The 15,778-nt window shown below is 73.3% G+C and carries 11 protein-coding genes; 8 read left to right on the plus strand and 3 right to left on the minus strand.

Annotation, left to right across the window (positions count from 1 at the left end; all coding sequences use genetic code 11):
* Positions 1-77: 77 nt before the first annotated feature.
* The 4 genes from pepN to AB0H64_RS15475 all read left to right on the plus strand — a co-directional run bounded on the left by pepN (position 78) and on the right by AB0H64_RS15475 (position 6,180).
* Complete coding sequence (gene pepN, locus AB0H64_RS15460) at positions 78-2,648, plus strand: aminopeptidase N (protein WP_357624185.1); 2,571 nt, start codon at positions 78-80, stop codon at positions 2,646-2,648.
* Positions 2,649-2,767: 119 nt separating this feature from the next.
* Entirely contained in the window at positions 2,768-4,057 is a 1,290-nt protein-coding gene (locus AB0H64_RS15465) for a serine/threonine-protein kinase (protein ID WP_357624187.1), read from the plus strand.
* Positions 4,058-4,182: 125 nt separating this feature from the next.
* Complete coding sequence (locus AB0H64_RS15470; protein ID WP_357624190.1) at positions 4,183-5,148, plus strand: hypothetical protein; 966 nt, start codon at positions 4,183-4,185, stop codon at positions 5,146-5,148.
* A gap of 174 nt (positions 5,149-5,322) precedes the next feature.
* A complete protein-coding gene (locus AB0H64_RS15475) occupies positions 5,323-6,180 on the plus strand; it encodes a nuclease-related domain-containing protein (RefSeq protein ID WP_357624193.1) in 858 nt (285 codons plus the stop codon).
* Positions 6,181-6,204: 24 nt separating this feature from the next.
* On the opposite strand, the gene AB0H64_RS15480 is transcribed toward AB0H64_RS15475, so the two are convergent.
* From AB0H64_RS15480 to AB0H64_RS15490, 3 genes are read right to left on the minus strand one after another with little or no spacing between them, the layout of a single operon-like run.
* Entirely contained in the window at positions 6,205-6,771 is a 567-nt protein-coding gene (locus AB0H64_RS15480) for a TetR/AcrR family transcriptional regulator (protein WP_357624195.1), read from the minus strand.
* Entirely contained in the window at positions 6,768-8,825 is a 2,058-nt protein-coding gene (locus tag AB0H64_RS15485) for a YhgE/Pip domain-containing protein (RefSeq protein WP_357624197.1), read from the minus strand. Before AB0H64_RS15485 ends, AB0H64_RS15480 begins: the two co-directional genes overlap by 4 nt.
* Before the next feature lie 8 nt (positions 8,826-8,833).
* On the minus strand, positions 8,834-9,397 hold the full coding sequence (locus tag AB0H64_RS15490; protein ID WP_357624199.1) for an ATP-binding cassette domain-containing protein: 564 nt from the start codon (positions 9,395-9,397) through the stop codon (positions 8,834-8,836).
* 192 nt (positions 9,398-9,589) lie between these two features.
* On the opposite strand from AB0H64_RS15490, the gene ilvD reads away from it, so the two are divergent.
* The 4 genes from ilvD to AB0H64_RS15510 all read left to right on the plus strand — a co-directional run bounded on the left by ilvD (position 9,590) and on the right by AB0H64_RS15510 (position 15,755).
* Entirely contained in the window at positions 9,590-11,428 is a 1,839-nt protein-coding gene (gene ilvD, locus AB0H64_RS15495) for a dihydroxy-acid dehydratase (RefSeq protein ID WP_357624201.1), read from the plus strand.
* A gap of 124 nt (positions 11,429-11,552) precedes the next feature.
* A complete protein-coding gene (locus AB0H64_RS15500; RefSeq protein WP_357624204.1) occupies positions 11,553-12,047 on the plus strand; it encodes a WYL domain-containing protein in 495 nt (164 codons plus the stop codon).
* A gap of 97 nt (positions 12,048-12,144) precedes the next feature.
* Positions 12,145-14,169, plus strand: a complete 2,025-nt coding sequence (locus AB0H64_RS15505; RefSeq protein WP_357624206.1) for a hydantoinase/oxoprolinase family protein — start codon at positions 12,145-12,147, stop codon at positions 14,167-14,169.
* Entirely contained in the window at positions 14,166-15,755 is a 1,590-nt protein-coding gene (locus AB0H64_RS15510; protein ID WP_357624209.1) for a hydantoinase B/oxoprolinase family protein, read from the plus strand. The genes AB0H64_RS15505 and AB0H64_RS15510 overlap by 4 nt, the downstream gene beginning before the upstream one ends.
* Positions 15,756-15,778 lie beyond the last annotated feature (23 nt).

Here is a 15,778-nt window from a genome sequence, read left to right on the forward strand (position 1 = left end):
AACCTGGGAACGTCGGCCTCCTATTCCACGTGACAGGATGCCGACTACCCCGACGGAGTGGTGAAAAGGAGCACAACTTGGCAGGCAACCTGACTCGGGACGAGGCTCGCGAGCGCGCCCGGCTGCTGAATGTCGAGTCATACGAGGTCGCCCTCGACCTGACCGAGGGGGACGAGCGGTTCGAGAGCGTCACCACCGTCCGCTTCGCCGGCACCCAGCCCGGCGCGTCCACCTTCATCGACCTGCACGGCGCGCGGGTGCGCCGCGTCACGCTCAACGGCGAGGACCTCGACGTCTCCGCCTACGACGCCGAGAAGGGCCGCTTCCCGCTGCCCTCCCTGGCCGAGACCAACGAGCTGCGCGTCGACGCCGACTGCGCCTACATGCGCACCGGCGAGGGCCTGCACCGCTTCGTCGACCCGGTGGACCAGAAGGTCTACCTGCACAGCCAGTTCGAGACGGCCGACGCGCACCGCATGTACGCCTGCTTCGACCAGCCCGACCTCAAGGCCACCTTCCAGCTCACCGTGCTCGCGCCGGCCGACTGGGAGGTCGTCTCCAACGCCGCCGCCTCCAGCGTCGAGGACCTGGCCCCGGAGGGCGGCAAGCACGGAGCCGCGCAGCCCGCCAAGCGGTGGGAGTTCCCGCCCACGCCGGTCATGTCCACGTACATCACCGCGCTCGTCGCCGGTCCGTACCACAAGGTGACCTCCGAGCACGACGGGATCCCGCTCGGCGTCTACTGCCGCGCCTCGCTCGCGGAGCACCTCGACGCCGACAACATCCTGGAGGTCACCCGGCAGGGCTTCGACTTCTTCCACAAGGTGTTCGGCGTCCGCTACCCGTTCGGCAAGTACGACCAGCTCTTCGTGCCGGAGTTCAACGCGGGCGCGATGGAGAACGCCGGCTGCGTCACTTTCCTGGAGGACTACGTCTTCCGCTCCCGGGTCACCGACGCGGTGGTCGAGCGGCGCGCCGAGACGATCCTGCACGAGATGGCGCACATGTGGTTCGGCGACCTCGTCACCATGCGCTGGTGGGACGACCTGTGGCTGAACGAGTCGTTCGCCACGTACATGTCCGTGCTCGCGCAGGCCGAGGCGACGCGCTGGGGCGGCGGCGCGTGGACGACGTTCGCGAACGTGGAGAAGTCCTGGGCCTACCGGCAGGACCAGCTGCCCTCCACCCACCCCATCTCCGCCGACATCCCCGACATGCAGGCGGTCGAGGTCAACTTCGACGGCATCACGTACGCCAAGGGTGCCTCGGTGCTCAAGCAGCTCGTCGCGTACGTGGGGCTGGACAACTTCCTGGCCGGAGTGCGTGACTACTTCAACGAGCACGCCTGGGGCAACACCGAGCTGAAGGACCTGCTCAACGCCCTGGAGCGGACCTCCGGCCGTGACCTGTCGTCCTGGTCGAAGGAGTGGCTGGAGACGGCCTGGGTCAACACCCTGCGCCCCTCCTTCACGCTGACCGACGACGGCCGCTTCGACAGCTTCGAGGTGCTCCAGGAGGCCCCGGCCGACTACCCGACGCTGCGCTCGCACCGCGTCGCGATCGGTCTGTACAAGCTGGACGGCGACGTGCTCACCCGGGTCAAGCGGGTCGAGCTCGACGTCGTGGGCGCCCGCACGGCCGTTCCCGAGCTGGCCGGCGAGGAGCAGCCCGACCTGGTCCTCGTCAACGACGACGACCTGACGTACGCCAAGATCCGCCTGGACGAGCGGTCGCTGCGCACGCTGGTCGACGGCGGCATCGCCCGCTTCACCGAGTCGCTGCCCCGCGCGCTGTGCTGGTCGGCGGCCTGGGACATGACGCGCGACGGCGAGCTGTCCACCCGCGACTACGTCCGGCTCGTGGTGTCGGGCGTGGGCACGGTCAAGGACATCACGGTCCTGCAGGCCGTGCTACGGCAGGCGCGGATGGCCGTGCAGCAGTACGCCGACCCGGCCTGGCGGCAGGAGGGCCTGGCTCTCCTCGCCACCGAGCTCCGGTCGCTGCTGGAGGGCGCCGAGCCCGGCTCCGACCACCAGCTCGCGTTCCTGCAGGCGTTCGCGCCGGTGGCCACCTCCGAAGGCGACCTCGCGCTGCTCAGCGGCATCCTCGACGGCTCGGCGGTGCCCGCGGGCCTGACCGTGGACACCGACCTGCGCTGGACGCTCGTCCACGCGCTGGTGTCGGGCGGCGTGCTCGGCGAGGCGGACATCGAGGCCGAGCTGCGGCGCGACCCGACCGCCACCGGCGAGCGGTCCGCGGCGCTGTGCCGGGCGGCCGTGCCGACGGCCGAGGCCAAGGCGGCGGCCTGGGCGGCCGTCGTGGGCGGTGGGCTGGCCAACCACATCGCCCGCACCACGATCGCCGGGCTGCAGGACCCGCAGCACGTCGAGCTGCTGGAGCCGTACCGCGACAAGTACTTCGCGGAGGTCGGGCGGATCTACAAGGAGTGGACCTTCGACCAGGCGTCGACGTTCGCGGTGGGGTGCTTCCCGTCGCTGCTCATCGAGCCGGAGACGGTGGAGGCGGCCCAGCGCTACCTCGCCGAGCACCAGCCGCCGCAGGCGCTGCGCCGGCTGATCCTCGAAGGGGCAGACGGCGTCAGCCGCGCGCTGCGCAACCGGGCCAAGGACGCGGAGTCCGCGTCGTAGCGATCGGTTCCCGAGGGTCCCGCGCCTTGTGCCGGGGCCCTCGGCCGTTCCCGCCGTAGCAGGCCGCCCGTGGCCGATTCCGGCCTGGTCATGGGCCTGCCGGTGTTAGCCTCGAAGGCGTGCTCGGCTCCGGGACCACGCTCAACGACCGCTACGTGCTGGCCGACCGCGTCGGCGGTGGCGGCATGGGCGAGGTCTGGCGCGCCGCCGACACGGTTCTCGGCCGCACCGTCGCCGTCAAGGTGATGATGCCCGCGCTGGCCGAGAACCCGGCGTTCGCCCAGCGGTTCCAGAACGAGGCCCGCGCCATGGCCACGCTGCGGCATCCCGGCGTGGTCGACGTCTACGACTACGGCACGTGCGAGGTCGCCGGGCGGCGGATGAGCTTCCTGGTGATGGAGTACGTCGAGGGTGAGTCGCTCGACCGGATCCTGCGGCGCCGGGCCCTCGACCCGGCCGAGACCATGCGGCTGGTGGCCGAGGTGGCCGACGCGCTGGGCGCCGCGCACGCGCAGGGCATCGTGCACCGTGACGTCAAGCCGGCCAACCTGATGATCAGGCCCGACGGGCGGGTCGCGCTCACCGACTTCGGCATCGCGCACTCCGTCTCGGCCGGTCAGCTCACCGCCACCGGCGCGATGCTGGGCTCGGCCGCCTACTGCGCCCCCGAGCTGGCCACCGCGAGCGGCGTCACCCCTGCGGCCGACGTCTACGCGCTGGGCGTGGTGGCGTACGAGTGCCTGACCGGGCGGTTGCCGTACGAGGGCGACACGCCCGTGCAGATCATCTACAAGCACCTCCACGCGCCCGTCCCGGCGCTGCCGCCCGAGATTCCCGCGGGGCCCCGGCAGGTGGTCCAGCGGGCGCTGGAGAAGGCGCCCGACATGCGCTGGCCGTCGGCCGCCGAGCTGGCCGGCGCGGCGCGGCGGGCGCTGGCCGAGCCGGACTCGCGGCCCTCCTCGCGCCGGCGGCGCGGGCTGCTGAGCGCGCTGGCGTCGGTGGCCGCGGCCGTCACGGTCAGCGTGGCCGTCGCCGGGTCCGTCTGGACGCGCGACCAGAGCGCCGCCGACCCGATCACGAGCCCGACGCCGGCCGCCACGACGAGCCGGACGACGACCGCGGCCGACCCGTCCGTGACGCGCCACCCCTCCGCGCCCCCGCCCAAGACCAGCGTCAGCGTGCGGCCGAGCGGCACGCCCACGCCCGTCACCCCCACGGTCACGCCGACGGCGCCCACGCCCACGGCGACCCCCACCACGACCCCGCCCACGACGACGCCGCCGCCCACCACGCGCGAGCCCGAGCCCACCCAGGAGCCGACGACGGCCGACCCTCAGGAGCCGACGCCCGAGCCGTCGGCCACCAAGGAGCCCGGCGACATCCAGTGCGTCCGTGCCCCCTGCCCCTGACGTGCCTGAAGGGACCGGGGTCCGCGGGCAGCGGCGGAAAAGGCCGGCGATGATCTGCTTGACGCGAAACGGGCGAGGCGCCCGCTTTGCCGGGGGACGGGTCGGCCCCGTGAGAGAGTGAGCACGTGAAGTCCACGCGCGACCTGCTCGTCACCCTCGCCCGCCGCCACGCGTTCGCCGACCTCGGGGCGCTCGCCCCGTCGGCTGAGGTGGCGGACGTGTGCGAGTTCGGGCAGCGGCTGCTCTCCCTCGACGCCGAGGACTTCGCGGCCGAGGCGAAGGCCGTGCCCGCGGAGCTGAAGCGGCAGGCCCGGGCCTGCCACATGCCGCAGACGCCCCGCGAGCAGCCGAGGGGCGCCCTGGAGTCGCTGCGGCCCGCGTACGGGCTGCTGCTGGAGGTCATCGAGATCCGCTGGCGGCGCCGCGAGCTGAGCCCGATGATCGCCGCCGTGCACATCGCCAGCGAGTACCTGCCGCTGCTGGCGTTCGAGCCGCAGCTCGGTCACGCGGGCGACCCGGTGCGCTGGCCGGACGGCCTGAGCGCCCCGGGCAGCCGCTTCGGCGTGATCGGCGACCGCGACTGCGACCACACCAAGTCCGAGCAGTCGGCCACCAACCGGACGCTCCGGGTCGCGGTCGAGCCCGCCGAGGGCTGGCGCGCCTACTTCGACCGGCAGCACAGCCAGGTGGCCGGCGCGCTGGCGGTGTGCGTCTCCACCTGCCGCAACCCGTGCACGGCGATGCACTGGATCCCGCCGGAGCCGCGCGCCGACCTCGGCGTGCGGGCCCGCACCGCGCTGGCCTTCGCCGAGACCCCGCTGGTACGCCTGCGCCACGCGGCACCGGTCGGCCACGGGTTCGGCGTGCCGTCGCCCGAGGAGGTGCTGGAGGCGTGGGAGCGCAGCCGCGCCGCCCTGGACAAGAACGCGATCGGCGCGGCCGCCACGAAGGACGACGGGTTCCCGCTGCCGGGGCTGCCGTCGCTGTTCGCGGCGATCGCGGACGCGGCGATCATGCCCTCGACGCTGCTGGCCGGGGTGAGCGAGCACGTCGTCACCCTGCTCGACCGCCTGCCCGACGACGCCGTCTGACGCTCGTCCTGGCCTCGGCCACATCCTGGCCGCACGTTACGCCCACTAGGGATCTCTGGCGAGGAACGTAGTAGATACCCGGAAATCCGGCGCGGGACACGGTGACCTGAGCCATAAAACTATGGACGGAGCAACACTAGGAATCGACGATCTCCACGGGCTACGGTGAATCGCGTGGACTCCGACCACCAGCGAGAAGACGGTCACAGTGCCTCGCCCATCTGGGTGAGCGACCGACCAGAGACCGAGACCGACGCCGACCCGGCCGCCGCCGGGCAGAGCGGCGCCGAGCGATCGGCGGCCGCGTCCGTGCCCGCTTCCGTGCCCGTGGTGCGCGCCTCCCTGCGCAGCCTCATCCAGCAGCCCCGCTACCGCTCGCTCCGCAACCGCGCGCTGCTGGCGGTCGCCGTGGCGCTGGTCGCGGGCTTCCTGCTCGCCGACTGGCGGCTGGGCGTGACGGCGGGCGTCATCGCGGCGATCGCCGACGCGGTCTACCGTGCCCGGTCGAACTCGACCGTGCCGGCGTGGCGGCGCGCCTCCGTCGCGGAGCGGCGCACCGAGGCCCAGCTGCGCAAGCTGGAGCGCAACGGCTACCGCACCCTGCACGCGAGGGCGATCCCCGGCACCGAGGCGCAGATCGACCACCTCGTCGTCGGGCCGACCGGCGTGTACGCCGTCGACTCGGAGAAGTGGGACAAGCAGCTGCCGGTCCGCGTGCAGATGGGCAAGAAGCTCTACCACGGCCCGTTCGACAAGAAGGCCCGTATCGCCGAGGCGAAGATGGAGGCGTCGGCGGCCAGCGAGCTGATCAGCAAGGTGTACGGCCGCGAGGTGCAGGTCGTGCCGTCCCTGGCGATCTACGGCCCGGCGGTGCCCTGGAAGATCATGACGATCCGCGGGGTGGACGTCTACGAGGGCGGCCGGGCCCGCAAGTGGATCACCAAGCGTGAGCGCGCGCTGACCGACGCCGAGATCGAGCGCCTGTACGAGATCGCGGCCGAGGTGCTGCCCGCCCGCTACGGCGAGGGCTGACCCGCCCAGGGCCGCGGCGGGCCGTCACCTGATCCGGCCGTGCAGCAGCTCGGCCAGCGTGGCGTGGGTCCGCTCCACGGGCCGGTCCGGGTAGAGCGCCCGCCGTTCGATGGAGACCGTCAGCACCATGCCGAAGACGGCGGTGGCGGCGGTCTCCACGTCGAGGTCGGCCCTGACCTCGCCGCCGGCGGCGGCCCGGCGCAGCACGCCCGCGTACACGCCGAGCGCCTGCTCGCGCAGCTGCGCCACCGCCTCCTGCCAGGCGGTCCGCCACATCTCGGCCAGCAGCACCCGCGCGAGCGGGCCGTGCTCCTCGAAGAAGCGCAGCTGGCCGAGGACGACGGAGTCGAGCGCCTCCAGCGCGGTCGCGCCGGTGTCGGCCGCCGCCAGGGCCTCGGCCAGCCGGCCGATCGAGTGCTCCAGCAGCGCGCCGAACAGCCCCTCCTTGCTGCCGAAGTTGTAGAACACGGTGCCCTTGGCCACCCCGGCCCGCTCGGCGATGGCCTCGACGGTCGTGGCGGTGTAGCCCTGCTCGGCCATCAGCTCGATGGCGGCCGCGAACACCTTCGACCGGGTGTCCTGCCGGCTCACAGCGACAGCTCCGGGTGCAGCCGCTTGACCGTCCATGTGCGGCCGCGCTGCACGGCGAGCGTGGTGAGCGCGATGCCCAGCACGAGGAAGGCGGTCAGCACGCCGCAGGTCTGCCAGACCACGGTCGGGTCGCCGCCGCTGATCAGCCGGCGCAGCGCCGCGACGACCCAGCTCATCGGCAGCCACGGCGAGATGGTCTGGAAGAAGCCGGGCGACGTCTCGATCGGGTACGTGCCGGCCGCCGAGGTGAGCTGGAGCATCAGCAGCGCCAGGGCCACGACCCGGCCGGGCGGGCCGAGCAGCGCGTTGACCGCCTGCACGACCGCGAGGAAGGCCGCGGCGGCCAGCAGGAGCAGGCCGACCACGCCGGCCCAGTTCGCGGCCTCCAGGCCGAGGCCGAACCGCAGCACGGCCGCGAGCACGCCGACCTGCGCGGCGCCGAGCGCGAGCGCCGGGAACCACCCGGACAGCGCGATCCGCAGCGCGCCCGACGTGCCGGCCAGGCGCCGCTGGTTGAGGGGCTTGAGCACCATGTACGCGATCATCGCACCGACCCAGAGGGCCAGGGGCAGGAAGAACGGGGCGAAGCCGGTGCCGTAGTTGGGCACCTCGTTGTCCACGTCCTTGTCCAGGCGTACGGGGTCGCTCATCATGTCGGCGCGGGCGTCGCGCTCCCGGGCGTCGTAGTCGGGGATCTGCTTGGCGCCGTCGCCGAGGCCGTCGGCCAGGTCCTTGGAGCCCTTGGCGAGCCGCGACAGGCCCTTGTCGACCTGGCCGGCGCCGTCGTGCAGCCGGTCCACGCCCGTGGAGAGCTGGTCGGCGCCGTCGCCGAGCCGGGTCAGGCCGCCGTTGAGCTGGGTGAGGCCGCCGGTGACCTGGGCGGATCCGGCGCGCAGCTTGGTGGCGCCCCGGTAGAGCTCGTCGGCGCCCCGGCCCGCCTTGCCGACGCCGCTGTCGATCTTGGCTGCGCCGGCGGCGAGCTTGGCCAGGCCGGCGTCGAGCTGGTCGACCTGCCGCCTGACCTGGTTCACGCGCGGGCCGAGCTGCGGGGCCACCTGCGCGATCCTGCGGGCGGTGGCCGCCAGCTCCCGGGCGCCGGCGGCCAGCTCGGCGGCCTCGGGGTCCTGGAGCCGGTCGGCCTGGTCGGCGACCCGCTCGGCGGCACTGGCCACCTGCGGGCCCCATGCGTTGAGGAGGGGGACGTACTTGTCGGCGATCTGGTCGACGGTGCGGGTCTGGGCGCGGACCTTGGCGGACGCCTCGCGCGCGCCCTGCCGCAGCGGAGCGGTGCCCTGGCTGCGCAGTTCGGTCAGGCCGCCGCGCAGCTGCCCGATGCCGCGCTGGGCCTGGGTGATGCCGTCGGTGACCTGCGTGGAGCCGTCACGCAGGCGGGCGGTGGCGCTGCCCGCGGCGTCGAGGCCGGAGGAGAGCTGCCGGGCGCCGCTCTCGGCGGTGCCGAGGCCGTCGTTGAGTTTGGAGACGCCGTCGCCGGCCTTGACCGTGCCGTCGTGGAGCCGGCCGGCGCCGTCGGCGGCCTCGGTGGTCTTGTCGTGGATGTCGCCGATGGAGATGAAGACCCGGTCGAAGTAGTCGTGCGCGGCGGTGCGCTCGGCGGCGGCCCGCACCTCGTTGAACACGGCGTCGGAGATGCTGCCGATGATGTAGCTGCGCCCCGTGTCGACGCGGACGCCGAGCTGGGCGGGCTCGGGCGTGCCCGCGTCGTCGGCGGGCGAGGCCAGCCGGGAGCTGAAGTCGGCGGGGACGGTCAGCGACAGGTAGTAGCTGCCGTCCCTGACGCCGTCGGCGGCCTGCCGGGGGGTCGCCTCGTGCCAGTTGAAGACGTGGCGCTCCCGCAGCTCGTCGGCGAGGTCCCGGCCGGCGTGCAGGGTCTTGCCGCCGACCGTCGTGGGCCGGTCCTCCATGACCAGCGCGACGGGCACGCGGTCCAGGTTGCCCTGCGGGTCCCAGAACGACCACAGGTACAGCCCCGCGTACAGCAGGGGGAGCACGACGACCGCCGCCAGCGCCAGCCTGGGCAGTCTCGACCGCAGCATGCCTCTCATCACAGCTCCACGAGGTGGTCGTAGCGGGTGGGCGGGTGGACGCACGAGGCGACCACGGTGCGGTCCAGGCCGTCGAGCAGGGTCCAGAGCGCCTCCTGCCGGTCGGGCGGCAGGCCGGCGTCGACGTTGTCGGCGACGATCACCTTCGGGTCGTCGAGCAGCGCCAGTGCGACGCCGAGCCGCACCTGGGCCTCGCGGTCCAGCTCACGCACGAGCGTCCGCTCGCCGGCGTCGCCGAGCCGCAGCCCGGCTTGCCCCAGCACCTTCGGGTACGGCCCGCGCCCGCGCTCGCGCAGGTGCTCCCCGACGGTCAGCGCCCGGTCGAGGTCGGTCACCCCGTCCACGAGGGCCAGCGCGGCGACCCTGCGGATGGCGCGAGGTTTGACGTGGCCCGCCACGGCAAGCGTGCCCGCCGTGGGCTTCATCCGCCCGGCCAGCGTGAGGAGGAGGCTGGTGCGGCCGCTCCCGGCGGGACCGGCGACGACGGTGAGCGTGCCGGGTCCGGCCTCCAGGGAGACCCCGGCGTAGGCCTCCTCCACGGACAGGCCCTTGGCGACGATCACGGCGGCTTCCTCCTCTTTGAACTGACCAGTCAGTATAAAAGATAGCTTACGCCGATTTTTGACGCCTTTGGGGGATTCGATACCCGCGTCCCACGGAACGGGAGCGAACCGTCCGAGTGGTGGACGCCCTGTCTCAGCTACCGGGCGGCTGGTCGTACCATGTGAGGACTGGAAAGCGATGGGAGAAGCACAATGCCCGCCCTCAGGTCTCGTACGGTCACCCACGGCAGGAACATGGTCGGCGCGCGCGCCCTGCTCCGCGCCACCGGTGTAGCGGGCAGCGACTTCGGCAAGCCCATCGTCGCCGTGGCCAACAGCTTCACCCAGTTCGTGCCGGGGCACGTGCATCTGCGCGAGGTCGGCGACGTGGTCTCCGCCGCGGTCCGCGAGGCAGGGGCGATCCCGCGCGAGTTCAACACGATCGCCGTCGACGACGGCATCGCCATGGGCCACGGCGGCATGCTCTACTCCCTGCCCTCGCGGGAGCTGATCGCCGACGCCGTCGAGTACATGGTCAACGCCCACTGCGCCGACGCGCTGATCTGCGTCTCCAACTGCGACAAGATCACGCCTGGCATGCTGCTGGCCGCGTTCCGGCTGAACATCCCGACGGTCTTCGTCTCGGGCGGGCCCATGGAGGCGGGCAAGACGCCCGGCCGCAAGCTCGACCTGGTCGACCCCATGGTCGCCGCCGCCGACGACTCCGTCTCCGACGCCACGCTGCTGGAGATGGAGGAGGCGGCCTGCCCGACCTGCGGGTCCTGCTCCGGCATGTTCACCGCCAACTCGATGAACTGCCTGGTCGAGGCCATGGGCCTGGGGCTGCCCGGCAACGGCACGATCCTGGCCACCCACCGGGCGCGCAAGAAGCTGTTCGAGGACGCCGGCCGGCGGGTGGTCGAGATCGCCCGCCGCTACTACGAGGACGACGACGAGTCGGTCCTGCCGCGTTCGATCGGCACGCGCGACGCGTTCGAGAACGCGATGACGCTCGACGTGGCCATGGGCGGCTCGACCAACACGATCCTGCACATCCTGGCCGCGGCCCGCGAGGCGGGCGTCGACTTCGGCCTCAAGGAGATCAACGAGATCTCGCTGCGCGTTCCCTGCCTGTGCAAGGTGGCGCCCGCGACGAACAAGTACCACGTCGAGGACGTCCACCGCGCCGGCGGCATCCCCGCCATCCTGGGCGAGCTCGACCGCGCCGGGCTGCTCCACCGCGACGTGCCGACGGTCAACGGCGGCACCCTCGGCTCGATGCTGGCCCAGTGGGACCCGTACTCGCCCGGGGTGCTGCCGGAGGCCGTCGAGCTGTGGCACGCCGCGCCCGGCAACGTCCGCACGGTCAAGCCGTACTCCCAGGACAACCGCTGGGACGACCTCGACCTCGACCGCGCCGAGGGCTGCGTGCGCGACCTCGACCACGCCTACTCCGCCGACGGCGGCCTGGCCGTGCTCTACGGCAACATCGCCCGCGACGGGGCGGTGGTCAAGACCGCCGGCGTCGACGAGTCGATCTGGAAGTTCAGCGGGCCGGCGGTCGTGTTCGAGTCGCAGGAGCAGGCCGTCGAGGGCATCCTCGGCGGGCGGGTCAAGGAGGGCGACGTGGTGGTCATCCGCTACGAGGGCCCGAAGGGCGGTCCGGGCATGCAGGAGATGCTCTACCCGACCTCGTTCCTCAAGGGCAGGGGCCTGGGCAAGGCGTGCGCGCTGGTGACCGACGGGCGCTTCTCCGGCGGCACGTCCGGGCTGTCGATCGGCCACGCCTCGCCGGAGGCCGCGGAGGGCGGCGCGATCGCCTTGGTCGAGGACGGCGACATCATCGACATCGACATCCCGTCGCGCTCGCTGGAGCTGCGGGTGCCGGAGGCCGAGCTGGCGGCGCGGCGCGAGCGGCTGCTGGCCGACCTCGGCGGCTACCGCCCGCGCGACCGCGAGCGGCCCGTCAGCGTGGCGCTCCAGGCGTACGCGGCGATGACCACGTCCGCCTCGACGGGCGCCTCGCGCGACCTCACCCAGCTCTCCCGCTGACACCCGGCTCACCGCCCGGCCCCCCGCCGAGGGGTGCCGGGCGGCGCTGTCCGCGGGGGTCAGTGTTCCCTTGCTTGCGCACACGCTTTCGAAAATTGTCGGTGGCGCTCCGTATCGTAGGGGTATGGCTAGAGTCGTGAAGCCCACCACCCGCCCGCTGACGACCGCCGAGATCGCCGCCCTCGCCCTCTCCCTGGCCCACCTCGGCACGGGCCCCCAGGCCGCCACCGCCAGGCGCGGCCTGCAGCACGCTCTCGAGCATCTGGAGCTCGACGACGACGTCATCGCCGCCACGCTGGCGACGCTCACCGACCCGCTGCCCGTGGAGGTCGCCTCCCGGGCCCGTCTCATCGCCGACGCCATCACCAGCCGGATGATGATCCGGCTCCACTACTGCGACGCCGCCGGGCACGTCACCGTCCGTGACGTGGAGCCGGTGACCTGCCTGGTCCACCGGGAGTACTGGTACCTCGTCGGGGTGTGCCGGATGCGCCGGGCCATCCGGGCGTTCCGCTTCGACCGCATCCTGGCGGTCGAGCCGACGCTGACCCCGTCCCGCCCCCACCTGGCCGACCGGTTCCTGCCGTTCCAGCGCCGCAAGCGCGCCAGGGCCGCGTAGGGCCCGCGATACCCGTCAGGCGCGACGCGTCGCGGGCCGCGCTCCGCTGCGCGGCCCGCACATGTCCGCGCCGCGCCGACCGCATACCGTTCACGGCATGAGCTATCGCGTCGCCATGGACATCGGAGGCACCTTCACCGACGTCGTCCGCTACGACGAGACGACCGGGTCCGTCGTGGCGTCGAAGGCGTCCACCACGCCGCACGACCTGGCCGAGGGCGTGTTCGCCGCGCTCAGCCGGGTCGTCGACGACCCCGCCGACATCTCGTACTTCGTGCACGGCACCACCCAGGGGCTCAACGCCCTGCTGGAGCGCAAGGGCGCGCGGGTGCTGCTGCTGGCGAGCGCCGGCGCCGGGGACGTCTACCACATCGCCCGCGGCAACCGTGACCGGATGTTCGACCTGCGCTACCGCAAGCCCGCCCCGCTGGTCCCCCGCGAGGACGTGGCGGAGGTGGCCGGCCGGCTCGACTGGCGGGGCGAGGAGCTCGTCCCGCTGGACGAGGAGGGCGTGCGGCGGGCGGCCCGGCGGGTGCGCGAGGAGGGGTTCGACGCGGTCGCGGTGTGCCTGCTGTTCTCGTACGCCGATCCGCGCCACGAGGTGCGCGCCGGGGAGATCCTGCGGGCGGAGCTGGGCGACGGCGTCCTCGTCGTGCTGTCGCACGAGGTGGCGCGCGAGTGGCGCGAGTACGAGCGCACCTCCTCCGCCGTGCTGGAGGCGTACACCGGCCCGGTCGTCCGCCGCTACCTGGCCGAGGTCGAGCGGCGTTTCGCCGAGCGCGGGCCGGCTGTGCCCGTCCACGTCATGCAGTCCTCCGGCGGCCTGGTCAACGCCGCCCACGCCATGCGCAGGCCGTTGCAGACGCTCCTTTCGGGGCCCGTGGGCGGCACCATGGGCGGCGTCGCGGCGGCCCGGCTCCTCGGCCGCGGCAACGTCATCTGCGTGGACATGGGCGGCACCTCGTTCGACGTGTCGCTGGTGGTCGACGGCCGCCCGGATGTGAGCGCCGAGGCGCGCATCGAGGGCCACCCGGTGCTGATGCCCGTCGTCAACCTGCACACGATCGGCGCGGGCGGCGGCTCCATCGCGTACGCGGAGGCGGGGGCGCTGCGCGTGGGCCCCGAGTCCGCCGGCGCGGTGCCCGGCCCCGCCTGCTACGGCCGCGGCGGCACGCGGCCCACCGTCACCGACGCGAACGTGGTGCTGGGCCGGGTGGACCCGGCGTGGTTCGCGGGCGGCCTCATGGACCTCGACGTGGAGGCGGCCGGAGCGGCCGTCGCCACGCTCGCCGAGGAGCTCGCCCTCGACCCGCTGGACCTGGCCGAGGGGGTGTGCGCCGTGGCCAACGCGAAGATGGCCCAGGCCATCCGGACCCTCACCGTCGAGCACGGGGTGGAGCCGCGGGAGTTCTCCCTGGTGGCCTTCGGCGGGGCGGGCGCGATGCACGCCGTGTTCATCGCCCGCGAGCTGGGCATCTCGGAGGTCGTCATCCCGCGCTTCCCCGGCGCGTTCTCGGCGTGGGGCATGCTGGAGGCCGAGGTCCGGCGCGACCTGACGCATCCGTACTTCCGGCCGCAGGACGCCCTCGACGGAGCCGAGCTGGCGGAGCTGCTCGCCGGCCTGGAGGCGCGGGCGCTGGAGGCCCTGGCCGAGCAGGGCGTCCCGGCGGAGCGGCGCAGGGTCGAGCACGCCGTCGACATGCGCTACGAGGGCCAGGACTACACGGTGCCGATCCCCCTGCGCGAGGCGGGCGAGCCGGCCGGGCCGGCCTTCCTCCAGGAGGTCGCCGCCCGCTTCGCCGAGGCCCACACCGGCCGCTACGGCCACGCCACCCCCGAGGCCCCGGTGGAGTTCGTCATGGTGCGCAGCACCGGCCTCGGGTCCTTCCCCCGCGTCGCCGCCGGCGCCCCCGACGTCCCCGGGGAGGCGGCGCCGGCCGTACGGGACGTGGTGTTCGACGGCGCCGTGCACACCACGCCGGTGCTGCGCCGCGCGCACCTCGACGGAGAGCTGGCCGGGCCGGCCATCGTGGTGGAGGAGACCGCGACCACGGTCGTCCCGCCCGGGTGCCTGGCCACGGTCGACGACAACGGCTTCCTCATCGTGAAGGTGGACCAGTGATCGACCCCGTGACCACGGAGATCATCCGCTGCGCGCTCGTCCAGGCGGCGGAGGACATGAACACCACGCTCATCCGCAGCTCCTACACGCCCGTCATCTACGAGGCCAAGGACTGCGCGGTCGCGCTGCTCGACCGCGACCACAACGTGCTCGGCCAGTCGTCGGGCCTGCCGATCTTCCTGGGCAACCTGGAGGTGTGCACCCGCGAGACCGAGCGCCGCCACGGGCCGCAGGTCTGGCGCGAGGGCGACGTGTGGGCGCTCAACGACTCCTACATAGGCGGCACGCACCTCAACGACGTGACCGTGTACGGGCCGATCTTCGTGGAGGGGGAGCTGGTGGGGTTCGCGGCGTCGCGGGCCCACTGGCTGGACGTCGGCTCCAAGGACCCGGGCGGCTCCATGGACTCCACCTCGATCTTCCAGGAGGGGCTGCGGCTCGGCCCGGTCAAGGTGTACGAGGACGGCCGGCCGTGCGCCGACCTGCACGAGGTCATCGGTGCCAACGTCCGCTTCCCGCACGCCACGCTCGGCGACCTGCGCGCCCAGGTGAGCTGCGTCATGATGGGCCGGCGACGGCTGGCCGAGATCGTCTCCCGGTGGGGCGCCGACACGGTCATGGCCGCCCGGGACGAGATCTTCGCCCAGACCGAGCGGCTGGAGCGGGCCGCGATCGCCGCCATCCCCGACGGGGTGTACCGGGCGGGCGGGTACCTCGACAACGACGGCATCGACCTCGCGACCCCCCTGCCGGTGAACGTCACCGTCACGGTGTCGGGCGAGTCGATGGGCGTGGACCTGACCGACTGCGCCGACCAGGCGCTCGGCCCGGTCAACTGCGGCGCCGCGCAGGCCGTCGCGGCGGTGCGCGTGGGCTACAAGCTGCTCGTGTCGGGCGACGTGCCGCTCAACGGCGGCTCGTTCCGGCCGCTGTCGGTGGAGACCCGGCCCGGCTCCATGCTGGCCGCCCGCTCCCCCGCCGCGTGCCAGTACTACTACTCGCACCTCGGGCTGCTCATCGACCTGGTGGTCAAGGCCCTGGCGCCGGCCCTGCCGGAACGGGTCGCGGCGGCGTCCTACGGCGACTCCATGATCGTGCAGTTCACCGGCACCGACCCGCGCACCGGCAAGCTCTACGTCTCGCAGGAGGCCACGGTCGGCGGCTGGGGCGCCTGGGAGGGCGGCGACGGCGAGACGTGCCTGATCAACAACGTCAACGGCTCACTGCGCGACATGCCGATCGAGGTGCTGGAGACGCTGTTCCCGGTCCGCGTCACCCGCTACGAGGTACGGCCGGGCAGCGGCGGCGCGGGCCGGTGGCGGGGCGGCGACGGTGTGGTCCGCGAGTACGAGTTCTGCTCCGACACCTCGCTGTCCCTGTGGTTCGAGCGGTCGGTCACCCCGGCGTGGGGGCTGGCGGGCGGAGAGGCGGGCGCCCCGCCGCGCGTCACGCTCAACCCGGGCACCGCGGGCGAGCGTCGGATGCTCAAGGTCAACGCCCTGCCGGTCGGCGTGGGTGACGTGCTGCGCTGCGAGTCGGGGGGCGGCGGCGGGTACGGCCCGCCCACCGCGACCGCGATCGGGTAGTGCGCGCCACCCCGACCGCACCA

Origin of the sequence: Nonomuraea sp. NPDC050733 (assembly GCF_040654215.1) — a bacterium.
Taxonomy (GTDB): Bacteria; Actinomycetota; Actinomycetes; order Streptosporangiales; family Streptosporangiaceae; genus Nonomuraea.